Origin of the sequence: Xanthomonas pisi DSM 18956 (assembly GCF_001010415.1) — a bacterium.
GTDB classification, from domain to species: Bacteria; Pseudomonadota; Gammaproteobacteria; order Xanthomonadales; family Xanthomonadaceae; genus Xanthomonas; species Xanthomonas pisi.
Map to the genome: position 1 here is coordinate 124,016 of NZ_JPLE01000017.1, position 22,076 is coordinate 146,091.

Below are 22,076 nucleotides of genomic sequence, written 5' to 3' on the forward strand. Positions count from 1 at the left end.
TGGGGAACCATTGCGCATGGATATCGGCTACTTCCTGAAGCTGATGACCGAAAAGAATGCCTCGGACATGTTCTTGACCACCGGCGCGCCGGTGTACATCAAGATCGAAGGCAAGCTCTACCCGCTCGGCAATACGGGGTTGCCGCCGGGGATGGTCAAGAAAATCGCTTACTCATTGATGGACGAAGGCCAGGTACCGCAGTTCGAGCGCGAGCTCGAGCTCAACATGGCCATCGCCCTGCCCGACGCCGGCCGCTTCCGCGTGAACGTGTTCAAGCAGCGCGGCGAGGTGGGCATGGTGATCCGCGCCATCCGCAGCCGGATCCCGAGCATCGAAGAGCTCAACCTGCCGCAGGTACTCAAGGACGTCATCATGACCCCGCGCGGGCTGGTGCTGGTGGTCGGTTCGACCGGCTCCGGCAAGTCGACCTCGCTGGCCTCGATGATCGACCACCGCAACAGCACCACCACCGGGCACATCCTCACCATCGAGGACCCGATCGAATATCTGCACAAGCACAAGATGTCGATCGTGAACCAGCGCGAGGTGGGCCTGGACACGCACGCCTTCCAGAGCGCGCTGAAGAACGCGATGCGCGAAGCGCCGGACGTGATCCTGATCGGCGAAATCCTGGATGCCGAGACCATGGAGGCGGCGATCGCCTTCGCCGAGACCGGCCACCTATGCCTGGCCACGTTGCACTCCAACAACGCTGACCAGACCATCGAACGCATCCTCAATTTCTTTCCGGAAAGCGCGCACAAGAACGTGCTGATGAACCTGGCGCTGAATCTGCGCGCAGTGGTCTCGCAGCGCCTGGTCAAGGGCGTGGATGGTCGCCGTCGCCCGGCCACCGAAGTGCTGCTCAATACCCCGATGATCCGCGACCTGCTGCGTCGCGGCCAGGTACACGAGGTCAAGGCGGCGATGGAAGAATCGCTGGAGGAAGGCATGCAGACCTTCGACCAATGTCTGTTCCGCATGGTCAAATCGGGGGAAATCGAGCAGGAGGAAGCGCTGCGCGCCGCCGACTCGCGCGACGGCCTGGCGCTGAAGTTCCGGCTGTCCGAAGGCGGCTCCGGCGAGCACGACCCGTATGCGGATTACGAAGTGGCCTCGGCCCCGAAGATCAGTCACGGGTTCATCTGATCGGTCGGGTCGCCAGAAACGCCAGGCGGCCGCACGGATCAGCCCTGGCTGTCGGCGCTACGTGTTCCCAGCGTGTTGCCGCTGGCACAAGCTCCCTCATCCGGCGCTGCGCGCCACCTTCTCCCGCTTGCGGGAGAAGGATGATTGACGGCCTCCCGCTTGCGGGAGAAGGCAGGTCGGCGGCCGTGCGATGCTTCTGGGGTGCCGGCTCCGAACCCTTCAAACTTGCATTACGACCGCTGCCTGGCGTGGCGATATCCGCCAGGAGCGGATGGGTGGCTGATTGCCCTTCTCCCGTACCACGGGAGAAGCTGCCCAAAGAGTGGATGGGCGGCTGCCTTTCTCCCATACCACGCTAGAAGGTGCCCGAAGGTTGATTGCCCTTCTCCCGTACCACGGGAGAAGGTGCCCGAAGGGCGGATGAGGGCTGCAGCGTGTTTACCCTCACGCCACCGCATCGACCTGCATTTCAGGCCGTGCCGCATCGAAGGCCGGTAACGCCAGGCAGGCCTGCTCGATGCGTCGCAGGGTCGGATACGGCGCCAGATCGACGTCGAACCGATGCGCGTTGTAGAGCTGCGGGATCAGCACGCAATCGGCCAGGCCCGGCGTGTCGCCATGACAGAACGTGCCGGTGTGCGGATCGCTGGCCAATCGGGATTCCAGCGCCGCAAAGCCATGCCGCATCCAATGCTGCGTCCAGTCCTGGCGTTGCGCGGCATCCACTTGCCAGGTGCGTTCGAGGAACTGGGTGACGCGCAGATTGTTGAGCGGATGCACATCGCAGGCAATGACCTGGGCCAGCGCGCGCACGCGGGCGCGGTCGGCCGGGGCTGCCGGCAATAGCTGCGCGCTGTCCGCAAAGGCCTCTTCCAGATAGTCCAGAATCGCCAGCGACTGCGGAATCACCACCGCGCCGTGGCGCAGCGTTGGTACCAGCTGCTGCGGGTTGAGCTGCGCATAGCTTGCAGCATGCTGCTCCCCGCCGTCGCGCACCAGATGCACCGGATGGGTGACATAGGCCAGCGACTTCAGATGCAGCCCGATGCGCACGCGATACGCCGCGCTCGAACGCCAGTACGAAAACAGCTCCAGCGCCGCGCTCATGCCCGCCCGCCGGTGACCGCGCCCGCCGGCAGGACGCTGCGCGTCATGGCAAGGGCTGCCGTTCGACGCGCTGCTCGATCGCACCGAAGACGCTGGCGCCGCCGGCATCGAACATCTCGATCCGCACCACATCGCCGAACGCCATGAACGGCGTGCTCGGCTTGCCATCGCGCAAGGTCTCGACCACGCGCTGTTCGGCGAAGCACGACGCGCCCAGCGTGGTGTCTTCGTTGGCGATGGTGCCGGACCCGACGATCGTGCCGGCCGACAACGGGCGGGTCTTGGCGGCATGGGCGATCAGCTGGGCGAAATCGAACTGCATGTCGTTGCCCGCCTCCGGCGCACCGAACCAGGCGCCGTTGACATGGGTCACCAGCGGCAGATGGACCTTGCTGTCGCGCCAGGCATCGCCCAGCTCGTCGGGGGTGACGAACACCGGCGACAGCGCCGAGCGCGGCTTGGACTGCACGAACCCAAACCCCTTGGCGAGCTCGGCCGGGATCAGGTTGCGCAGCGAGACATCATTGACCAGGCCGATCAGCTGGATATGCGCGGCCGCCTGTTCGGGCGATGCGCCCATCGGCACGTCGTCGGTGATCACCACGATCTCCGCTTCCAGATCGATGCCGTACTCCTCGCTGATCACCTTGATGGCGTCGCGCGGGCCGTAGAAGCCGGCGCTGGTGGCCTGGTACATCAGCGGGTCGGTGTAGAAGCTCTCCGGCACCTCGGCGTTGCGCGCGCGCCGCACGCGCTCGACATGCGGCAGGTACGCGCTGCCATCGACGAACTCGTATGCGCGCGGGAGCGGCGCGGCCAGTGCCTGCTGATCCAGATCGAAGACGCCATCGGCGCTGCCCTCGTCGAGCGCGGCAGACAGGGCGTTCAACCGTGGCGCGACGTTGCTCCAGTCTTCCAGCGCGCGCTGCAGCGTCGGCGCGATGCCGGTGGCATGCACGGCCTTGCTCAGGTCGCGCGAGACCACGATCAGGCTGCCATCGCGGCCGCCTTCCTTCAGGGAACCTAGCTTCATGACCATCCTGTGCTGTGGCTGATGCGCCGATTGTACGACCTGGCGCAGCAATGGTTGCGCCTGAAACAGCTGACCCGGAGCACAACGCGGTGCCGGAATTTTGTGCAGCGCGCCAAAGGCGCGTACACTTGCCGGGTCTGCATGCGGCCGTCCGTTTCCCTTTGGGACCGCCGGCGAGGCCAGGATCGCTCGATCCGCTCGCCCGCCCCACCCGACGCCTTTCGTGGTGCCGACAAACCCATCGCTTCTTGATTGGGTTGTTCCACCATCTCGCAGCGCGGTTCACGGGAACGCTCCGAGCCTCACTTTTTGCATCTGCAATGCGTTTGCGCTCCGGGCCTGGCCTGGTGGCGACGCTTTACTTGGAGCTTCCTGATGTCTTTTGAATCCCTGGGCCTGGCGCCCTTCCTGCTGCGCGCGTTGGCCGAGCAGGGCTATGAAACCCCCACTGCGATCCAGCAGCAGGCGATCCCGCTGGTGCTGGCCGGTCATGACCTGCTGGCCGGCGCGCAGACCGGCACCGGCAAGACTGCCGCGTTCGGCCTGCCGCTGCTGCAGCACCTGGGCACCAGCCCGCAGCCGGTCAACGGTCCGCGCAAGCCGCGCGCGCTGATCCTGACCCCCACCCGCGAGCTGGCCACCCAGGTGCACGACAGCCTGCGCGGTTACAGCAAGTACCTGCGCATTCCCAGCGCCGTGATCTACGGCGGCGTCGGCATGGGCAACCAGCTCGATACCCTGCGTCGCGGCGTGGACCTGCTGATCGCCTGCCCGGGCCGGCTGATCGACCATATCGAGCGCCGCAGCGTGGATCTGTCCGGCATCGAAGTGCTGATCCTGGACGAAGCCGATCGCATGCTCGACATGGGCTTCCTGCCGTCGATCAAGCGCATCCTGACCAAGCTGCCGCGCCAGGACCGTCAGACCCTGCTGTTCTCGGCCACCTTCGAGGAGAACATCAAGCAACTGGCGCTGGAGTTCATGCGCAACCCGATGCAGATCCAGGTCACCCCGAGCAACACCGTGGCCGAGAGCATCACCCACCGCGTGCACCCGGTCGATGGCGCGCGCAAGCGCGATCTGCTGCTGCACCTGCTGGCGCAGGACAGCCGCGAGCAGACCCTGGTGTTCGCCCGCACCAAGCACGGCAGCGACAAGCTGGCGCTGTTCCTGGAGAAGTCCGGCATCAAGACCGCGGCGATCCATGGCAACAAGAGCCAGGGCCAGCGCATGCGCGCGTTGAGCGACTTCAAGGCCGGCCGCGTGACCGTGCTGGTGGCCACCGATATCGCCGCGCGCGGCATCGACATCGACCAGTTGCCCAAGGTCATCAACTACGACCTGCCGATGGTGGCCGAGGATTACGTGCACCGCATCGGCCGCACCGGCCGTAACGGTTCGACCGGCGAGGCGATCTCGCTGGTGGCCCAGGACGAAGCCAAGCTGCTGCGCCAGATCGTGCGCATGCTGGGCCGCGACGTGGAAATCCGCGACGTGCCCGGTTACGAGCCGCAGACCCCGATCCGCTGGGGCAACAGCGCCCCGGGCCGTGCCGAGCAGCCGGGTGGCGATCGCGCCCCGCGCAAGAGCCACGCCCGTCGTCCGCATGGCGATGCACCGCGTCAGGCGCATGCGCATGCCGGCCCGAAGAAGCCGGGTGGCCAGCGCAGCAGCGGTCCGCGTCAGGCCAATGCCGGTGCTGGTGCAGGCCGTCGCGATGGTGGCCGTGGCGGTCAGCGTCCGAGCGGTAGCGGTAGCCGCTGAATGCCGCGCGCCGGGTCACCGGCGCAAAGACACGAGGTAATAAAAAAAGCCGCCCTTCGGGGCGGCTTTTTTGTTGGTGCATGCCGGGCAATGTGGCGTGTCGCTAACGGCGCATGCCAGAGGCGTACGACGCAGCTTGCTTGCACCGGGATGACACCTGTCAGACCGCGTCCTCGCCGCCTAGCCTTCGATCAATGCGGTGTTGCGATCGATTGCCTCGCGGTAGCGATCCAGCACTGCGGCGGTCTGCACGATGTAGGCGCTCAGATCGTCCCAACGCCGGTCTTCCAGCGCTTCGCGGATGCCGGGCAGGGTCTTGACCTCGTAGCCGGTGGCCAGGCCGGGGGCGTAGATCAGATTGCGGTACCACGGCCGCCCCGGCAAACCGCCCTCGGCCAACAGGGTCTGATCGATGCGCTGCAGCGAGACGTTGAGCTTGACGCGCACACCTACATCAAGCCTGCCGCCGCGCGATACCAGGGCTTGGTCATAGCGTTTGGCACTGGTTTGCAGGCGGGCGATGGCTTGATCCAATGCGGTGAAATCGATCTCCGGCACCGCCACTTTCGGCTCCGGGGCACGTTGCGGGCGATTGGGATTGTCGACTGCCGCGTAGGCACCGGCCTGCAACAACTCGGCCTGCGTGCGTGCGGCAGTACGATCGCTGTCGGCCTGTTGTTTGAGTTCCTGCGCGTAGCCGGACACCGCATCGGCGAAGTCGCCGAAGCGCTGCGGCAATACCGGTGCGTTGGCGACGCGCAACACCGTGCGGCCGACCGTCTGCGACAACAGCGGCAGATAGCTGAAATCCGGGTCGATGTAGCGCGCGAAGTAATCGTAGGAGTCGTACAGCGAGTGATAGACACCGCTACCGCCGCCCTGCCCGCCATAGCCCAGATCCAAAGTGGCTAGCCCCAGATGCTGCAGGAACGGGCTGTAGTCGCTGCCCGAGCCCAGCGCCTTGAGCGGCACGTCGCCGCCGGCCGCGGCCTGCTTGGCAATGTCTTTCTGTGCGGGCTTGGCGGTGGTTGCCAATGCGTCGATGCGGGCACGGGCGCGTTGCCGTTCGAGCACGCTCACGCCGCTGTCCGGATCCTGCACATCGGCCGCCACGCTGTTGACCAACCGTTGCAACGCGTGACTGCCGCCGGCATTGAGAAAGCCGCGCCCGTTGCCGTCGGTGTTGACGTACAGCACCGCCTTGCGGCGCAACTCATCGGCGTGTTGCTCGGCCCATTCGGTAGAGCCGAGCAAGCCGGCTTCTTCGCCATCCCAGCTGGCGTAGACGAGCGTGCGCTTGGGACGCTGGCCCTGCTTGGCCAGCTCGCCGATCGCCTTGGCTTCGGCCAGCAAGGCGGTGGTGCCCGAGAGCGGATCGGCCGCACCGAATACCCAGCCGTCGCGGTGATTGCCGCGCACCACCCACTGATCCGGATATTCGCTGCCACGCAGGGTGGCGATGACGTTGTAGATGGTCTTGCTGCCCCATTCCGCATCCACTTTCAGATGCACGCGCGCGGTGCCGTCGCCGCCGATGCGGTAGGTGATCGGCAGCGCGCCGCGCCAGTCTTCCGGTGCCACCGGCCCGCCCAGCGCGGCCAGGAATGGCTGCGCGTCGCCCCAACTGATCGGCAGGGTCGGGATCTTCAACACGCTGCCGGCCTGGTCGATCTTCAGGCGTTTGGCGCCTTTGCTTGCGCCAACGCCCGGGGTGAGCGGATCGCCGGGATAGATCGCGAAATTGGCGACCGAGCCGCGTTGCACGCTCCACTGGTTGCGCGCCGGGCCATCCGGATACGCCCGATCCTGAAAATAACCGTCGTCGCGCGGATCGGAGTAGATGATCGCGCCGATCGCGCCATGCTCCTGCGCCAAGCGCGGCTTGAGCCCGCGCCAGCCCTTGCCGTAGCGGGCGATGACGACCTTGCCGCGCACATCCACGCCGTTGCGCGCCAGCGCTTCGTAGTCTTCGGCGATGCCGTAATTGACGTAGACCAGATCGCCGGTGACATCGCCATTGCCGCCGTAGATCACATACGGCGGCAGCACGTTTTCGGTCTGGGTGGAGGTGCTGTCGCCCGGCAGCGGCGGCTCCTTGAGACGGGCGACATACGGCTTGGCCCCGAGCAATTCCAGCTGCGAGCTCCTGGGCGAGGGCCACAGCACCTGGAAGGTTTCGATGCGCGCATCCCACCCATAGCCGCGCAGGCGGCTTTGCAGATCGCGGGCGTTTTCGAGGTTGTGCGGCGCGCCGACATGGTTGGGCGCCGACGCCCATTGCTTCAACCAGCCGCGATAATCGGCGTCCTTCAGACCGCTATCGAAACGCGCTTCCAGCGCGCGCTGCGCCTGTGCGGCAGCGGCGTCATAACCCGGAAGCGCAACAGGTTGGGCCGCAGGTTGGGCGGCGAGGGAAGGTGCGACAAAGGCCAGGGCGAGCAGCCAGGCATGCGGCGAAGACATCATCGGGGTTCCTTGAAAGTGTCCGGGGGCGAACGGCGATTGGGTTGAGACAGGACGCTGGAGCACGTACGCCCCATCGCACGGGCGTGCGTGTGCCGATCAGAATCGATAGTCCAGCCCCACGGTGAAATAACGCCCGCGCAGGTCGTACTGGGTGAAGTCGTAGGGCGCACGAATGCCCGGGAACGAGGCGTCGACCGGCGGTTGCTTGTCGGCCAGGTTCTCGACCTTGGCGTACAGGGTCAGCTTGTCGATGCCGGTGTAACCCAGATACAGGTCGAACTGGTTGTAGTCGCCCACGCGCGACTGCACGGCACTGGCCGCCGCGCTGGCCTTCTGGTCGTAGCCGCCGGTGTAGTACCAGGTCAGCGCGGCGCTCACCGTGCCCAGGTTCCAGTCCAGCGTGGTGGTGGCCTTGTTGCGTGGCAGCGACGGGCCGAGATTGCTGCCGGCGTAATCCTGCAACGGGCCACCGACCACGGTGGGGCGACGGTAATCGCGCACATGGGTGTAAGCGGTATTGAGACCGAAGTTGCCGGCCGCTTCGGTGCGCCAGCGCTGGCGCAGTTCGACATCGAGACCGGAGGTCGTCAGCTCGCTGAGATTTTGATAACGGTTGTATACCGCTACCAGCGTGCCGCGCTCGTTGCGGATCACGTCGGCCGGGTCGTTGTTCTGCACGATGGTGGCGTTGTTGCCGGTGCCGACCAGATGCTCCAGTTCGATCTTGTACCAGTCCACGCTCAGGCTGGTGTCTGCCCACGGCGACAGCACCACGCCCAGGTTGTAGCTGCGCGTGCGCTCGGGTTCGAGCGCGGTGTTGCCGACGGTGAAGAAGGTCGGGTTCTGGCGCGAGCCCGGCACGTCCGGATCGAACGGGTCGACCACCGAGCCGTAGGAGATGTTGGTGCTGGCCGCATTCTCCGACAACGACGGTGCGCGAAAGCCGCGCGAGGCGGCCGCGCGGACCAGCACGGCGTCCAGCGGTTGCCAGCGCAGGCTGGCCTTGGGCGAAAACGCCTCGCCGAAATCGCTGTAGTGATCGCCGCGCCCGGCCAGCTGCAGTTCTAGCGATCGCAGCAGCGGCAGGTTGACCTCGGCATACAGCGCCGACACCCTGCGCTCGCCGTCCACCGCGGCAATGGCGGGGCGGATCTGCAGGCCCTGGTCGATCTGCCAGGGATTGCGCGAGACCAGCTCCTCCTGCCGCCACTCGGCGCCGGCGGCGAACCCGACGCTGCCGGCCGGCAGTTCGAGCAGGTTGCCGGACACCTTGGCATCGACGCCGCGCAGCGTCGATTGTGCCGGGCGCAGCGTGCTGAGGTTGATGCCGTCGATCACCGACTGCGGCGTGGCGGACGGGTCGAGCAGGTTGTAGCTGCCGTCAGCCAGCGCCTGCGCCAGCGCGAAGCGGTTGGCGAAGCCACCGGAGACGGTCTCGTGCTCGGTGCTGCGTGCGGCGAACGCAGCCGCCTCCCAATCCCAGCGTTCGGTCTTGCCGCGCACGCCGCCGAGAAAGCGGTAGGACTGCGAGCGATTGGTTTTGACCGTCTGGCCCAGGTCGAAGAAGGTGTATTCGATCGGCACCGCAGTGCCGTACGGGTTGTACGGGCTGGAGGCCGGCAACAGGTTGGACACCGGCTCGGCCAGCCCGCTGGTGGCGTTCAAGGCGAAGCGGCCGCCTTCCAGTGTGAAGTACGGGCTGGAGCCGAAGATCGATACGCCCTTGACCTCGCTGTAGAGCGCCTCGCCGAACGCCTCGACGCTGTCGCTGAGCCGGAAGGTGGCGTTGGTATAGGCCTGATAGCGCTTGGTCGAGGGAATCAGCGTGGTGAACGGTGCCTGGTTGAAGCCGCAGGTATCGCCGGCCAGGCCGTCGATCGGCGCGCTGGCGGTCAGCACGGTGCCGGTGGGGCAGTTGCCTTGCGCATCCAGCATCGGCACCGAGCGGCCGCCGACCAGGTAGCGCGCGCCCTTGGCCGACCAGCCGTTCCAGCGCCCGCCGGGCAGGTCGGTGTAGATGCCCGAGCGGGTCAGCGCGCGCTGATCCTGATCCAGCCGATCGCGGTTGTAGGCATCGACACTGAAAAGGATGTTGTAGCCATCGCGGTCCAGGTCACCAATGCCGCCGATGAAGGTGGCACGCTGGGTATCCATGCCGCCCTGGTCGGAGGTGCCGCCGCTCAAGCCCAGCTCGGCACCCTGGAAATCCTGGCGAGTGATGATGTTGACCACCCCGGCCACCGCATCGGAGCCGTACACGGCCGAGGCGCCGTCCTTGAGCACTTCGATGCGCTCCACTGCCACCAGCGGCAATGCATTGAGGTTGACGAAGGTGTCGCCCAGGCCATTGGCGGGAAAGCCGTAGTTGGCCAGGCGGCGTCCGTTGAGCAGCACCAGGGTGTTCTTCTGCGACAGCCCGCGCAGGCCGATGCCCGCCGAGCCGGACGCCCAGCCGTTGTTGGTGGTTTCGTTGGTGGCGTTGCCGGTGTTGGCCGAGATCGAGCGCAGCGCGTCGGCGACGGTGACCTTGCCGGACTGCTCCAGCTGCTGGCGGTCGATCACCTGGACCGGGTTCGGGCCTTCGCTGTCGGTGCGCTTGATGTTGGAGCCGGTGACGCTGACGGTGGCCAGGGTCTTGCCCGTGTCGGGTGTCGCGTCGTCGGCATGGGCAAGGGGAATCAGCGCCGACAGAACGGCAGCAGACAGCAGATAAGGCATCGGGCGCTTCACGCACGGCATCCATGAATGGGGGTTTTGCAGTGGGCCATGCGCAATCGATTAACAAAAATTACAGATCTGCATAGAGATATGACGCGCTGTGACACATACCGGCGGCCGGACGCGCTAAGCCGCACGTCGGACTGCGTGCGTCCGGTGAGACGCGGCCGACGCGTGTCGGGTGCGATGCGAGGGCGAAGATGCGCCGTATCGCCATGCTCGGGGCAGCCCGGCAGGCACCGGCGCACTTACAATGTCGCGCATGGATATCTTCAAAGTCTTTACGCTCGAAGCCGCGCATCGGCTTCCCAATGTGCCGCCCGGCCACAAGTGCGCCCGGCTGCATGGGCATTCGTTCCGGGTCGAGCTGCACGTCAGCGGCGAACCGGATGCCGACAGCGGCTGGATCATGGATTTCGGCGACATCAAGGCGGCCTTCAAGCCGATCTACGACCGCCTGGACCATCACTACCTCAATGACATCGAGGGGCTGGAGAACCCGACCAGCGAGCGGCTGGCGATCTGGATCTGGCAGCAGCTCAAGCCGGCGCTGCCGCAGTTGAGCGAAATCGTGGTGCATGAAACCTGCACGTCCGGCTGCCGCTACCGCGGTTGACCGCGTGCGCAATGTTCGATCCGAAGCCGCCTGCCAGGCGGCTTCGTCGTTTCTGACGCATCGCCAACCGTTTGAATTCAAATGGATTTGAACAAAGTTTGGGAAAACTTCAGGAAACGTGTTGCATCGCACCAATATCCGCGTATGCTGCAACGCAACAAACGGTCACGGCTTTCCCCAAGGGGTTCGCAATGTCGGCGCAGTTCGATAACAGCTTCACCAGTCAGTTCGCCTCTGCCGCAGCACGTGCCAATCAGTTGGCATTGGACACGCTGGAGCAGAACGTCAACGCAACCACCACGTTCTTCGGTGAGTTTGCGCAGGCACGCGACCTGGGGTCCTACCAGACGCTCTGGCCGAAAGGCCTGCAACTGGCCCGCGACAACCTGGAACGGCTGGCTTCGGCCAATCAGGAAGTGGTCGGGATGGGATTGAAGATGTCCAGCGAGCTTGGGCAGTTCGCCAAGCAGCAGTTCGATACCGGCAGCGAACACGCCGGCGCAACAGGCAGGACACGGCGCAAGTAACGGCCACCAAAATTCAGCGTCTTTGCATGGGTCCCTCCCCCCGTGCAATCCGGCCCGACAGATCCCTCCCTCTGTCGGGCTTTTTTATTGTGCGTTTGCCGGGCGGCCGATCGCCGCGGCTTGCGCGCGGCGATCGGCACTGGCGCGGTTGCAGCCGGCGCGGCTAGATCGGTAGCCGCAGCTCCTGCGCCTGGCTGGCGGCATCGGCGCCCGGGCGCCAACGGATCCGCCCCCAGCACGGCATCCCCAGACGCTGGTGCAGCATCTGGATGTTTGCTTCGACGCGCTCCATCTGCGGGTCCACCTCGTTGGCGATCCAGCCGATGCACTCCAGTCCGTCGGCGGCGATGGCGGCGGCGGTCAGGCGGGCGTGGTTGATGCAGCCCAGCCGCACGCCGACCACCAGCACCACCGGCAATTGCAGCGCGCGGACCAGATCGGCCTGGTCCAGATCGGCGCTGAGCGGCGCGGCCCAGCCACCGACACCTTCGACCACCACCACATCGGCCTGGCGACGCAATTGCGCGAAGGCGCGGGCGATCGGGTCCAGCGACAGGGTGACGCCGACATCGGCGGCGGCCAGCTCCGGTGCCAGCGGTGCGGGCAAGGCGTAGGGGTTCAGGGTGGCGTAGTCCGGCTGCGGGACGCTGGCCGCCTGCAGCGCCAGCGCGTCTTCATTGCGCCAGCCATCCGGCGTCTGTTCGCAGCCACTGGCGACCGGCTTCATCCCCACTGCGGTATGCCCGCGTCCGCGTAGCGCGTGCAGCAGCGCCGTACTGCCCATGGTCTTGCCGATGCCGGTGTCGGTGCCGGTGACATACAACGCCGGATGCTGCATACGTTCGATCCTGCGGCCGCGCCGCCGTTTGCCGGGAGGGCGCGCAGCATAACGCGCGGATCCGGACGCGCGGCTGAGTCGCAATGCCGCTGCGGATGGCCGCTGCTAAACTTCGGCCATGTTCGCCACCTCTTCGCTGACCGGCAGCAAGCCGGAACAATATGCCCAGCTCACCGCCCAGGCCCAGGCCCTGGTGCACGGCGAGCCGGACCGGATCGCCAATGCCGCCAATCTGGCCGCACTGATCTTCAATTCGCTGCCGTCGCTCAACTGGGCCGGCTTCTATTTCTACGATGGCCGCGAGCTGGTGGTTGGTCCCTTCCAGGGCTTGCCGGCCTGCGTGCGCATTCCGCTGGACAAGGGCGTGTGCGGCGCGGCCGCCAGCACCCGGCAAAGCCAGCGCATTGCCGACGTGGACGCGTTTCCCGGGCATATCGCCTGCGATTCAGCGTCGCGCTCGGAACTGGTGATCCCGCTGGTCAAGGGCGATACCTTGATCGGCGTGCTGGATCTGGACAGTCCGGAGCTGGATCGCTTCGATGCGGACGATCAGCGCGGCCTGGAAGCCATCGCGCAAGTCTTCGTCGGCGCGCTGACGTGACCACCGAACGGCTGCGCAATATCGGCCCGAAAAGTGCGGCGTGGCTGCGTCAGGTCGGCCTGCGCACGCAGCAGGATCTGCAGGCGGTGGGTGCGGTAGGCGCATTCGTCAAAGTCCGCCGCGCCGGTTTCAAGCCCAGCCTCAATCTGCTGTATTCGCTGGAAGGCGCCTTGACCGATTGCCATTGGCAGGACGTGCCGGAAGCGCGGCGGCATGCCTTGCTGGCCGAATACGAGGCGGCCAGTGCGCTATTGCCGGTGCGCGGCCGCGCGGTCGCCGGGCCGGTGGAAACCGTGCACTACGCGCGGGCCGACAACGACGATACGCATGGCGAGATGCTCCAAGCAGACGATGACGCTGCGGACCTGAGCCAGACGCGCGAGGATTGAATGCTTGCGCCGAGATGCCGCAGGCGTGTGCGCGTGCGCGCATGGCGCTCGCGCGGCGCCCGGCAATAGCGTGCTTGTTGCTTTCTAGATCGATGTATTTCGAGCGTTTGCTTGATCTGGCGTCATCAACGCGCCGCTGCGTCCCGCAACGTTGGCGCAAGCGATGCGCCCAGCGTCTGACCATGGCTGAGGCCTGGCAGCGGTTGATAGTCCGCGGTGAGGCCGGGTAACGACGACAGCAGGGTGACGAGATTCTTTGCCGCATGTGGATCTGCCCGTGGCCGCCCGGGACGCTCCGGTTTTGTAGCGTTGGCCGGCGTGCCGCCCTCGCCCGCCATCAGTGTCAGACGGCGCTTGTCTGGCCGAGTGCTCGCAGAAGCTGCGTGTGCGTCATCGACCAGGCGCTGCGCCTGCCGGACGAGAAACCCATCGCCCCACCACAGCGACGGATCGACCGCGACGTAGTGCTGGAACAGCTGCGGCTGCGTCAGCAACACCTGCAGCACGAACAGCCCACCATACGAATGACCCCATAGCGTCTGCCGCTGACGGTTCACCGCCACGCGCGCTTCCACCTGCGGGCGAATGCCCGTTGCAATCAGCTGCGCGAACGCCGCCGCACCGCCGGTTCTGCGCTGCGGGTTCAGGGGATCGGTTTCCACCCGGCCATCGCCAAATCGCGCAGGCGTGTAATCCAGGCTGCGCCCCACCGCATCGATGCGCAACGCGCTGTCGTCGGCGATGAACACCAGCACCGGCGCATCGCCGTCAGTCGAGAGGCTGTCGAGCAGGCGCTCATCCAGCTCCATCAGTGCGGCGTTGCCATCGAGCAGATACACCACCGGATAACCGGCGACGGGCGGCGCAGCCTTGGGTGTGGCGATGCGCACGCGGTAATGGCGTCGACCGTCGGCCGAGTCCAGGCGCAACGCGCTGAAGTCATACGAGGCACTGGGACGATCGGCGACGGTGCTGCCGATCGTGCGGCTCAGATCCGGCTGTGCGAACGCCGGCATAGCGCCGACGATCCACATCAGGACACCGGCACACGCAAGCCGCCAACGATGCTGTCGCGTCATTGCACTCTCCTTGTTGCGGCGCGCACGTTCGCACGCAGCGCCGCAACGCTGTCAGAAACCGAAACTCAGGCTCGCCCAATACGCGCGACCGGGTTCGTTGTAGGTGGCTGCACCCGCCGCACCGCCGGTGTTGTTGGTGCCTTCGCGGAACAACCGGGTGTCGAACAGATTGTCCACACCGACGCCCACGCTGACCTTGCGGGTGATCCGGTAACGCGCACTGACGCCCCACAGATCGTAGGGGTCGCGCGTGTCGGGGGCGATGGCACCGCCGCTGGTGCTCGATTGCGTGGCCGATTCCTGCTTGCCGTAGAAGGTCCCGGTGAGCAGCAGCGACACCGCCTGGGTCGGCTGCCAATCCAGCGTGGTGTTGACCGTGTATTCCGGGATCACCGACAGCGGCTGATCGGTCGCGGTGTTCTTGTTCTCGATCATGTAGGTGACGTTAGTGTTCCACTTCAGCATGCCGCCCTGCTCGCCCAGCAGCGGCAACGTGAGATTGCCTTCCACGCCCTGCACGATCGCTTCCGATGCGTTGGTCCACTGGAATACCTGCCCGCGCCGGTCGACGGTGATACCGACCGGCGTCATACCGGCGACGATCTTGCCGTCGTAGGCATTGTGGAAGTACGTCAGCGACGCATGGTGGCCGCTCTGCGGCGCCCACTCGATGCCGATCTCCTTGTTGATGCTGGTCTCCGGATCGAGGTTGTCGTTGCCCTGGATATAGCAGCCCGAGCCGAGATTGGGGAACAGCACCGGGCAGCCATTGCCGCGCGTGTAGTACAGGTAATTGGCGTTGGACTGATACAGGTTGGGCGCCTTGAAGGCGCGCGCGACACCGCCCTTGAGCAACCAGTCTTCGCCGAGTTTGTACTGCACGTTGAGGCTGGGGCTGAGGTTGTTGCCGAACTGGCTGTGGTGATCCAGTCGCACACCGGGCGTGAGCGTCAGCCGCTCGCTGGCGTAGATGTTGTCTTCCAGATACACCGCGCTGAGCGTGGCCTCGCTGCGCGGGCTGCGCGTGCCGTTGGCAAGACCGGGAAAGCCGCCGCCGGCGCTCACCGTCTGCGACATCGAATACGCATCGCTGAGGCGGCTCTGGCGGCGCTCGAAGCCCAGCGTGAGCACCTGCTCGGCCCAGGCCTGCAACGGCATGTTGAACTCGCCATCGATAGTGAGGTTGTCGAGCGTGGCGGTGGAATCGAGCAGGCTGGCGGCAATGGAGCCTTCCGGCCCGCCGGCCAGGCCTTCGTTGAGGCGGGTATTGTCGGTGCCTTCATAGGCGGCGGTGAGGCGCGAGCTGCCGAGCGCCCAGGTGCCGCGATGGGTCAGCGAGGCGGTACGGCGGATCATGGTGTTGGTTTCGCTGCCGAACAGTGCGCCCAGATCGGCACCGGCCAGGCCATCGGCGCTGACCGCACGATCACCGGCGTACAGATTGCCCTGGCGGCTGAAGCCGGCATCGAGTTCGATCACCTGGCCTTCCATGGGATCCCAGCGCAGCAGGCCGTTGATGTCCTTGTTGCGCACACCCTCGCGCCCGGCCGGCGGAACCGCGGTGGCGCTGCTGGCAAAGCGGCGATTGAGCTCCAGCGCATCCGGATCGGTCTTGTTGAGGTTTCCATACAGGCGAAACGAGAACGTATCGGTCAACGGCCCGCTGAGCTGGAACCCGGCACGCTGGCCACCACCTTCGGCACCGTGCTGCGGTACCAGACCGAATACCGTCATCGAGCCGGTCAGGTCGCCGGTGGGCTTCTTGGTGATGATGTTGACCACGCCACCGGAGGCACCGGAGCCGTAACGCGCCGCCGCCGGGCCGCGCAGCACTTCGATGCGTTCTACCGCTTCGGCCGGCACCCAGTTGGTGTCACCGCGCGTATTGCGCTCGCCGCTGCGGCCCATGCGCACCGCATCGCGCGATCCCACCGGCTTGCCATCGACCAGAATCAACGTATTTTCCGGGCCCATGCCGCGCAAATCGATCTGGCGGTTATTGCCGTACTGGCCGGAGGCGCTGTTGCCGGTGAGGTTGACGCCCGGCATGGTGCGCAGCAACTGCGACAGATCGTTGACCGGCGGGCGCCGTTCGATGTCTTCGGCGGTGATCACCGATGACCCCAAGGCCTGGCGTGCGATCTGCGCGGCGGTGACGTGCACGGTGTCCAGCGATTGCGGATCGGCCGCGGCGTCTTCGGCTGATGCGCTACAAACGCAGCTGCTGCAACCGACCGCAATGGCCAGCACCAGCTGACGGTGGGACAACACGGGACGACGTGCAGGCGCAGACATCCATGGCCGGCGTGATGCGGACATTCTCAAACCTCTCGACAGGAGATGGACCTCTGGCGACGGCTTGAGGTGATACGTGGGGGAGTGCTGCGTGCAGCAGGCGCACGATGCGCTTGCCAGGCGCTGACGCAGTCAGGACTGTCCGCACATTCTACACAGATGCGATTCATTCTCAAATAGAATGCCTGCGCCTGCGAAGCCCCATGCGGCTCTCGCGGGACAGGAGCAGCGCACGCATTGTCGCCACGCGGTGTGCACCGCTTTCAGGTCAGTGCGCGTGCCAGCTGTCTGCCGGTGCGGTTCTCGTGCGTGCGATGTTCATCCAGCGCGGCAAACCGACGGCGGCGCTGGTGCTGCAATCGATGATGGAGGCCGCCTGCAACCGCTGCCGACTCCCTCGCACGGTTTACTTCAACGCAAGCAGCTCGCGCATGTCATCCATGACCGCCACCGCGCCGGCGGTCTGCACATCGAAGCCGCGCAGATAGCCGTAGCGCACCATCGCCAGGGGCATTGCCGCTGCGTGTGCGGCAGCCGCATCCGTGGCCGAATCGCCGACCATCAGGCACTGCTGCGGTGTGTGCTGGAATTGCCTGGCCAGCTGCAGCAGCGGTGCCGGATCGGGTTTGCGCTGCGCCAGCGAATCGCCTCCGAGCACGCTGCTGAACTGCGATGCGATGCCCAGATGCTCCAGCAGCGGCGCGATAAACCGCGACGGCTTGTTGGTGCACAACGCGAGCGTGGCGCCGGCCTCGCGCAACCCGGTCAATGCCTCGCCGACACCGGAATAGAGCTGCGGGTTATGCAGCAGGCAGGCTTCGTAATGACGCATCATCACCGGCATCTCGGTATCGGCGTCATGGGTACCGCCGGCTTCGCGCAGGGCGGTGGCGAGCAGCACGTGCACGCCTTCGCCGATCCAGCCGCGGATCGTCGCCTCGCTGAACTGCTGCAGCCCGAGTTCCTGCAAGGTGGCATTGAGCGCTTCGGCGATATTGGGTGCGCTGTCCACCAGCGTGCCATCCAGGTCGAAGATCACCAGCGGATACGGAAACATGCGCACAGTCTCGTTGGGGAGCGGCCTGCAGTGTAAGAGCGGCAGGATTCAGAGCGCGTCAGCGTGCGCGGTGGAGATGCTGCATGCAACAGGCCAAGAGCGGCCAACCAAACGTAGCGAGCAGCCATCTGGTGGGTGTGGACGGTGCGCTTAGAACCGCGGTCCACGAGTGATACATGCAGCAGCGAGCACCGGACATGCCCGCCTGGCGGTGGACACAATCGTTACGTGAGCCGCTCTACCACACGGCACCTCGGGCATGAGGCCGCATTCACTGCGCCGGCGGCATCTCGCCGAACAACTCTCCCTGCACCGCGCCTTCGTCGGCATCGCTGAAACCGCTCAGCCCCACGCCGACCAGGCGATAGCGCGTCTCGTCGGGCAGCTCCACGCGTCGGGTCAGCGCCAATGCAATCTGCGCCAATGCGTCCAGCGACGCGGGCGGCTGCTCCGGTGTGTAGGAGCGGGTCAGGATGCGAAAGTGCGAGGTCTTCAGCTTCAGCACCACCGTGCGCCCGATCCGTTCGGTGCGCCGCGTGGCAAGCCAGGTTTTTTCGGCCAGGCGCAGGATGTGCGGATCCAGTGCATCGAGCGCCAGATCCTCGCTGAAGGTGTCCTCCGAGGACACCGACTGCACTTCCTGATCCGGTTCCACCGGGCGTTCGTCGATGCCGCGCGCGCGGCGATACAGGCTATGTCCGAAGCTGCCGAAATGCGCCTGCAATTCTTCCAGCGGGCGCAGTCGCAGATCGGCCACGGTGACGATGCCCAACGCCGCCAGCTTGCCGTCCATCACCTTGCCCACGCCGGGAATGCGATTGACCTTGAGCGGCAGCAGGAACGCATCCACGCGACTGGGTGCGATGACGAACTGGCCATCTGGCTTGCGCCAGTCGGAGGCGATCTTGGCCAGGAACTTGTTCGGCGCGATGCCGGCCGATGCAGTGAGCTGGGTTTCGTCGCGGATCTGGCTGCGGATCAGCTGCGCGATTTCGGTGGCCAGCTGCATGCCGGTCTTGGCTTGGGTGACATCCAGATAGGCTTCGTCCAGGGACAGCGGCTCGACCAGATCGGTATGCCGATGAAAGATCTCGCGCACCTGTCGCGACACCGCCTTGTAGCGCGCAAAATCCGGCGGCACGAACACCGCATCCGGGCAGAGCCGCTCGGCGCGCAACGCCGGCATCGCCGAGCGAATGCCGAAGGTACGTGCCTCGTAGGAGGCGGCGCAGACCACCGAGCGCGCGCCGCGCCAGGCCACCACCACCGGCTTGCCGCGCAGGCCGGGATCGTCACGTTGCTCCACGGACGCGTAGAACGCATCCATGTCCACGTGCACGATCTTGCGCATCAAGCTGGCGTCTCTCCACTCAGGATGCGGCCATGATAAAGCAGCCGCGTCTCACGCCATGATCCAGTAGCAACGGGAAAGCGGCGCGAAACGGGCGCGACCGCCGCCGGCATGGACATTGCCTTCAGCCCTGGACCACCACGCTTTTGCACCTCATCCGGCCGTTGGCCATGACCGGATGGCGTGCAAAGGCGCGAGCTACCGAGCCTCCACAGTGTGCACCGCACCCTGCAATCGCCTGAAAACAGCACGCATGCGTACGGATAAAACGTTTGATTGAACCGCGCCGGCTCATGCACCCTTGCCGGCTTCGCCATTCGCTCCTTGCAGGACACGTTTGTGATGACTCGTCAAAGTGCGTATTCGCGCGACCAATTGCTGGCCAGCGCGCGCGGGGAATTGTTCGGGCCCGACAGCGGCCGGCTGCCGAACGACCCGATGCTGATGTTCGACCGCATCACCGAGATCAACGACAGCGGCGGCGCGCATGGCAAGGGCGTGATCCGCGCCGAGCTGGATGTTCGCCCGGACCTGTGGTTCTTCGGTTGCCACTTCATCGGCGACCCGGTGATGCCCGGCTGCCTGGGGCTGGATGCGATGTGGCAGCTGACCGGCTTTTTCCTGACCTGGATCGGCGCGCCCGGTCGCGGACGCGCGCTGGGTTGCGGGGAGGTCAAGTTCACCGGTCAGGTATTGCCGAGCGCCAAACTGGTGAGCTACGAGATCGATGTCAGCCGCGTGATCAACCGCAAGCTGGTGATGGCGCAAAGCGATGCACGCATGCTGGTGGACGGGCGCGAGATCTACACCGCCAAGGATCTGCGCGTGGGCATGTTCACTTCGACGGAGAACTTCTGATGCGTCGTGTCGTCGTCACCGGAATGGGCATCAATTCGTGTCTGGGCAACGATCTGGACACCGTCTCCACCGCATTGCGTGAGAGCCGCTCGGGCATCACTGCATTGCCCGATCACGCCGACGCCGGTCTGCGCAGCCAGGTGGGCGGCGCGGTGGCGCTGGATCTGGACAGCCTGATCGACCGCAAGCTCAAACGCTTCATGGGCGATGCCTGCGCGTACGCGTATCTGGCCATGCGCGATGCCATCGCCGATGCGGGCCTGAGCGCCGAACAGGTCAGCGATTTGCGCACCGGGGTGATTGCCGGCTCTGGTGGCGGGTCCAGTCAATGGCAGGTGGAAACCGCCGACCTGCTGCGCAACCGTGGCGTGCGCAAGGTGGGCCCGTACATGGTGCCGCGCACGATGTGTTCGGCGGTCTCCGCCTCGCTGGCCACTGCGTTCAAGATCCGCGGCCTGAGCTATTCGCTGTCGGCCGCCTGTGCGACCTCGGCGCATTGCATCGGCGCGGCCGCGGATCTGATCCGGCACGGCGCGCAGGATGTGATGTTCGCCGGCGGCGGCGAAGAACTGCACTGGACCATGAGCGTGATGTTCGATGCGATGGGCGCGCTGTCCACCGGCTTCAACGATCGCCCGGCAGTGGCCTCACGTCCCTACGATGCGCAGCGCGACGGTTTCGTCATCGGCAGCGGCGGCGGCATGCTGGTGCTGGAAGACTACGACCACGCCATCGCACGCGGCGCACGCATCCATGCCGAACTGCTCGGCTATGGCGTGACTTCCGATGGTGCCGACATGGTGGCGCCCAGCGGCGAAGGTGCGGTGCGCTGCATGCACATGGCCATGCAGGGGCTGGATCGCCCGATCGATTACCTCAACACCCACGGCACCTCCACACCATTGGGCGATGTCACCGAACTGGGCGCCGTGCGCGAGGTGTTCGGCGACAACGTGCCGCCGCTGTCGTCGACCAAGGCGCTGTCGGGCCATTCGCTGGGCGCAGCCAGCGTGCACGAGGCGATCTACAGCCTGCTGATGTTGCGCGACGGGTTCATGGCCGGCTCGGCGCATATCGACGAACTCGATCCGCGCGCCGAAGGTTTCCCGATCCTGCGGCAAACCCAGGAAGCGAGCCTGCACACGGTGATGTCCAACAGCTTCGGCTTTGGGGGCACCAACGGCACGCTGGTGTTCGGGCGGGTGTAATGGCTGGTGCCACCACCGCGATCACGCTGCGGTGGCACCGGTTGCGGCGATGACACAAACGCGCCGATAACACAGTGACGGCCAGGGTGTTGCACGCAATCGGGCGAGACTGCGGGCCAGGCGCGGCAACCTGAGGTTTGCGCGGTTCGTACCGCCACCAGGCGCCCGCCACACGGACCTGCCAAGTGCATGCCAGACCTCGTTCGACGCACCGCCGGCTAACGATCTTGCTGGTCGCGACTTTTTCGCTCCCGAACCGATTGCTCGTAGTCGATGCGTTCCTGGTCGATACAACTCTGTAAGCCACTGTTCTGGCCTGGTGAGCTTTCACACCGTTGCCGGACCGATTGATCGTAGTCGCTGCGTGCCTGGGAGATACAACTCTGCACGGCACTGTCCTGGCTTCCCGAGCGTTCGCATCTATGTATTTTTTCGTCCCGCCTATCGGCGTCCAACCGATTCAGCGCAGCCCGATCGATCACGGCGCGCTCGCGTTGGGTGCGCTCGGTCTCTGCCCGTGTTTGGGCCTTGGCGCGTCTTGCCATGGACTGCACTCCGTCCGCCGGCACGCCCTCGCCAGGTGCCAGGAGCTCCAGTGGCAGCGCGTCCCCAGGCGTGTGATCACGCCAGAACGCACGTTCGCTCTCGACCGTCCACTCGCGGCCGCGATAGTGCGTGTCCCAGTAGGCGTCCAGCGAGAACTTCACTTTCGGCACCACGCGCGTCAGGGCACCGTGATTGAGCACGATTGACGTCGCAGGAATCCAACCACGTGCCTCCGGTGAACGCACGTCGCACCAGGTGCCGCTGTCGAGACAACCATAGACCTGAATCGCAGTACCGGGCTGAACTTCGCCCACACGTCGATACTCTTCAGCAGGCCCGGCGCGCAGGCCAACCAGACCGTTGGCGTGGCCGGCGTGCTGCGCCCAAACCGGCAGGGCCACGGCCATCAGCCATAGCACACTCCATGACAAACGTCGCTGCATTGCGCTCTCCTTGTGCCCTATTCCACTGCA

18 protein-coding genes and 1 other RNA gene are annotated in these 22,076 nt (G+C 65.7%); 8 read left to right on the forward strand and 11 right to left on the reverse strand.

What is annotated here, in order from left to right:
* Positions 1–16 precede the first annotated feature (16 nt).
* Positions 17–1,150, forward strand: a complete 1,134-nt coding sequence (locus Y887_RS05255; protein WP_046963333.1) for a PilT/PilU family type 4a pilus ATPase — start codon at positions 17–19, stop codon at positions 1,148–1,150.
* Between the two features lie 444 nt (positions 1,151–1,594).
* On the opposite strand, the gene maiA is transcribed toward Y887_RS05255, so the two are convergent.
* Complete coding sequence (maiA, locus tag Y887_RS05260) at positions 1,595–2,257, reverse strand: maleylacetoacetate isomerase (RefSeq protein ID WP_046963334.1); 663 nt, start codon at positions 2,255–2,257, stop codon at positions 1,595–1,597.
* Between the two features lie 43 nt (positions 2,258–2,300).
* Positions 2,301–3,359 carry a fumarylacetoacetate hydrolase family protein gene (locus tag Y887_RS05265; protein WP_181113097.1) on the reverse strand — a complete coding sequence of 353 codons (1,059 nt, stop codon included), beginning with the start codon at positions 3,357–3,359 and terminating at the stop codon, positions 2,301–2,303.
* A gap of 306 nt (positions 3,360–3,665) precedes the next feature.
* On the opposite strand from Y887_RS05265, the gene Y887_RS05270 reads away from it, so the two are divergent.
* Entirely contained in the window at positions 3,666–5,054 is a 1,389-nt protein-coding gene (locus tag Y887_RS05270; protein ID WP_046963336.1) for a DEAD/DEAH box helicase, read from the forward strand.
* Between the two features lie 180 nt (positions 5,055–5,234).
* Here Y887_RS05270 and Y887_RS05275 read toward each other — a convergent pair whose 3' ends face one another.
* Both Y887_RS05275 and Y887_RS05280 read right to left on the reverse strand, forming a co-directional pair.
* Positions 5,235–7,520, reverse strand: coding sequence for a transferrin receptor-like dimerization domain-containing protein (locus tag Y887_RS05275; protein ID WP_046963337.1), 2,286 nt, complete (start codon positions 7,518–7,520; stop codon positions 5,235–5,237).
* 96 nt (positions 7,521–7,616) lie between these two features.
* Positions 7,617–10,238: a TonB-dependent receptor plug domain-containing protein gene (locus tag Y887_RS05280; protein ID WP_181113079.1), complete on the reverse strand. Its 2,622-nt coding sequence runs from the start codon at positions 10,236–10,238 to the stop codon at positions 7,617–7,619.
* A gap of 262 nt (positions 10,239–10,500) precedes the next feature.
* Here Y887_RS05280 and queD point away from each other — a divergent pair, with 262 nt between their 5' ends.
* Both queD and Y887_RS05290 read left to right on the forward strand, forming a co-directional pair.
* Positions 10,501–10,854, forward strand: a complete 354-nt coding sequence (queD, locus tag Y887_RS05285; RefSeq protein WP_046963388.1) for a 6-carboxytetrahydropterin synthase QueD — start codon at positions 10,501–10,503, stop codon at positions 10,852–10,854.
* A 191-nt stretch (positions 10,855–11,045) separates the two neighbouring features.
* Positions 11,046–11,381: a phasin family protein gene (locus Y887_RS05290; RefSeq protein WP_046963339.1), complete on the forward strand. Its 336-nt coding sequence runs from the start codon at positions 11,046–11,048 to the stop codon at positions 11,379–11,381.
* 163 nt (positions 11,382–11,544) lie between these two features.
* Here the strand turns inward: Y887_RS05290 and bioD are convergent, their stop codons facing one another.
* On the reverse strand, positions 11,545–12,219 hold the full coding sequence (gene bioD / locus Y887_RS05295; RefSeq protein ID WP_046963340.1) for a dethiobiotin synthase: 675 nt from the start codon (positions 12,217–12,219) through the stop codon (positions 11,545–11,547).
* Between the two features lie 118 nt (positions 12,220–12,337).
* Here bioD and msrC point away from each other — a divergent pair, with 118 nt between their 5' ends.
* Both msrC and Y887_RS05305 read left to right on the forward strand, forming a co-directional pair.
* On the forward strand, positions 12,338–12,820 hold the full coding sequence (msrC, locus tag Y887_RS05300; protein WP_046963341.1) for a free L-methionine (R)-S-oxide reductase MsrC: 483 nt from the start codon (positions 12,338–12,340) through the stop codon (positions 12,818–12,820).
* Positions 12,817–13,209: a TfoX/Sxy family protein gene (locus Y887_RS05305; RefSeq protein WP_046963342.1), complete on the forward strand. Its 393-nt coding sequence runs from the start codon at positions 12,817–12,819 to the stop codon at positions 13,207–13,209. Before msrC ends, Y887_RS05305 begins: the two co-directional genes overlap by 4 nt.
* A gap of 125 nt (positions 13,210–13,334) precedes the next feature.
* Here the strand turns inward: Y887_RS05305 and Y887_RS05310 are convergent, their stop codons facing one another.
* From Y887_RS05310 to dinB, 5 genes are all read right to left on the reverse strand, one after another.
* Complete coding sequence (locus tag Y887_RS05310) at positions 13,335–14,243, reverse strand: alpha/beta hydrolase (RefSeq protein WP_046963343.1); 909 nt, start codon at positions 14,241–14,243, stop codon at positions 13,335–13,337.
* Positions 14,244–14,339: 96 nt separating this feature from the next.
* Positions 14,340–16,556: a TonB-dependent siderophore receptor gene (locus Y887_RS05315; protein ID WP_502362099.1), complete on the reverse strand. Its 2,217-nt coding sequence runs from the start codon at positions 16,554–16,556 to the stop codon at positions 14,340–14,342.
* A gap of 433 nt (positions 16,557–16,989) precedes the next feature.
* Positions 16,990–17,640 (reverse strand): phosphoglycolate phosphatase, encoded by a 651-nt coding sequence (gene gph, locus Y887_RS05320; protein ID WP_046963345.1) that lies wholly within the window; start codon positions 17,638–17,640, stop codon positions 16,990–16,992.
* Positions 17,641–17,741: 101 nt separating this feature from the next.
* Positions 17,742–17,818, reverse strand: a non-coding RNA gene (locus Y887_RS18655) — sX9 sRNA.
* 93 nt (positions 17,819–17,911) lie between these two features.
* The gene (gene dinB / locus Y887_RS05325; protein ID WP_046963346.1) at positions 17,912–18,991 is read right to left on the reverse strand and encodes a DNA polymerase IV; all 1,080 of its coding nucleotides are present in this window, start codon (positions 18,989–18,991) and stop codon (positions 17,912–17,914) included.
* A gap of 342 nt (positions 18,992–19,333) precedes the next feature.
* On the opposite strand from dinB, the gene fabA reads away from it, so the two are divergent.
* Together fabA and fabB are read left to right on the forward strand one after the other, a co-directional pair.
* Positions 19,334–19,849, forward strand: a complete 516-nt coding sequence (gene fabA / locus Y887_RS05330) for a 3-hydroxyacyl-[acyl-carrier-protein] dehydratase FabA (protein ID WP_046963389.1) — start codon at positions 19,334–19,336, stop codon at positions 19,847–19,849.
* Entirely contained in the window at positions 19,849–21,057 is a 1,209-nt protein-coding gene (gene fabB / locus Y887_RS05335; RefSeq protein ID WP_046963347.1) for a beta-ketoacyl-ACP synthase I, read from the forward strand. Before fabA ends, fabB begins: the two co-directional genes overlap by 1 nt.
* A gap of 218 nt (positions 21,058–21,275) precedes the next feature.
* Here the strand turns inward: fabB and Y887_RS05340 are convergent, their stop codons facing one another.
* Entirely contained in the window at positions 21,276–22,046 is a 771-nt protein-coding gene (locus Y887_RS05340) for an SH3 domain-containing protein (RefSeq protein WP_084725928.1), read from the reverse strand.
* Between the last annotated feature and the right edge of the window lie 30 nt (positions 22,047–22,076).

Bases quoted from the DNA above. Each gene is read 5' to 3' on its own strand.
- Y887_RS05255 (WP_046963333.1), top strand. From the start codon at position 17: ATGGATATCGGCTACTTCCTGAAGCTGATGACCGAAAAGAATGCCTCG.
- maiA (WP_046963334.1), bottom strand. From the start codon at position 2,257: ATGAGCGCGGCGCTGGAGCTGTTTTCGTACTGGCGTTCGAGCGCGGCG.
- Y887_RS05270 (WP_046963336.1), top strand. From the start codon at position 3,666: ATGTCTTTTGAATCCCTGGGCCTGGCGCCCTTCCTGCTGCGCGCGTTG.
- Y887_RS05275 (WP_046963337.1), bottom strand. From the start codon at position 7,520: ATGATGTCTTCGCCGCATGCCTGGCTGCTCGCCCTGGCCTTTGTCGCA.
- Y887_RS05280 (WP_181113079.1), bottom strand. From the start codon at position 10,238: ATGCCTTATCTGCTGTCTGCTGCCGTTCTGTCGGCGCTGATTCCCCTT.
- queD (WP_046963388.1), top strand. From the start codon at position 10,501: ATGGATATCTTCAAAGTCTTTACGCTCGAAGCCGCGCATCGGCTTCCC.
- Y887_RS05290 (WP_046963339.1), top strand. From the start codon at position 11,046: ATGTCGGCGCAGTTCGATAACAGCTTCACCAGTCAGTTCGCCTCTGCC.
- bioD (WP_046963340.1), bottom strand. From the start codon at position 12,219: ATGCAGCATCCGGCGTTGTATGTCACCGGCACCGACACCGGCATCGGC.
- msrC (WP_046963341.1), top strand. From the start codon at position 12,338: ATGTTCGCCACCTCTTCGCTGACCGGCAGCAAGCCGGAACAATATGCC.
- Y887_RS05310 (WP_046963343.1), bottom strand. From the start codon at position 14,243: ATGTGGATCGTCGGCGCTATGCCGGCGTTCGCACAGCCGGATCTGAGC.
- gph (WP_046963345.1), bottom strand. From the start codon at position 17,640: ATGTTTCCGTATCCGCTGGTGATCTTCGACCTGGATGGCACGCTGGTG.
- dinB (WP_046963346.1), bottom strand. From the start codon at position 18,991: ATGCGCAAGATCGTGCACGTGGACATGGATGCGTTCTACGCGTCCGTG.
- fabA (WP_046963389.1), top strand. From the start codon at position 19,334: ATGACTCGTCAAAGTGCGTATTCGCGCGACCAATTGCTGGCCAGCGCG.
- fabB (WP_046963347.1), top strand. From the start codon at position 19,849: ATGCGTCGTGTCGTCGTCACCGGAATGGGCATCAATTCGTGTCTGGGC.
- Y887_RS05340 (WP_084725928.1), bottom strand. From the start codon at position 22,046: ATGCAGCGACGTTTGTCATGGAGTGTGCTATGGCTGATGGCCGTGGCC.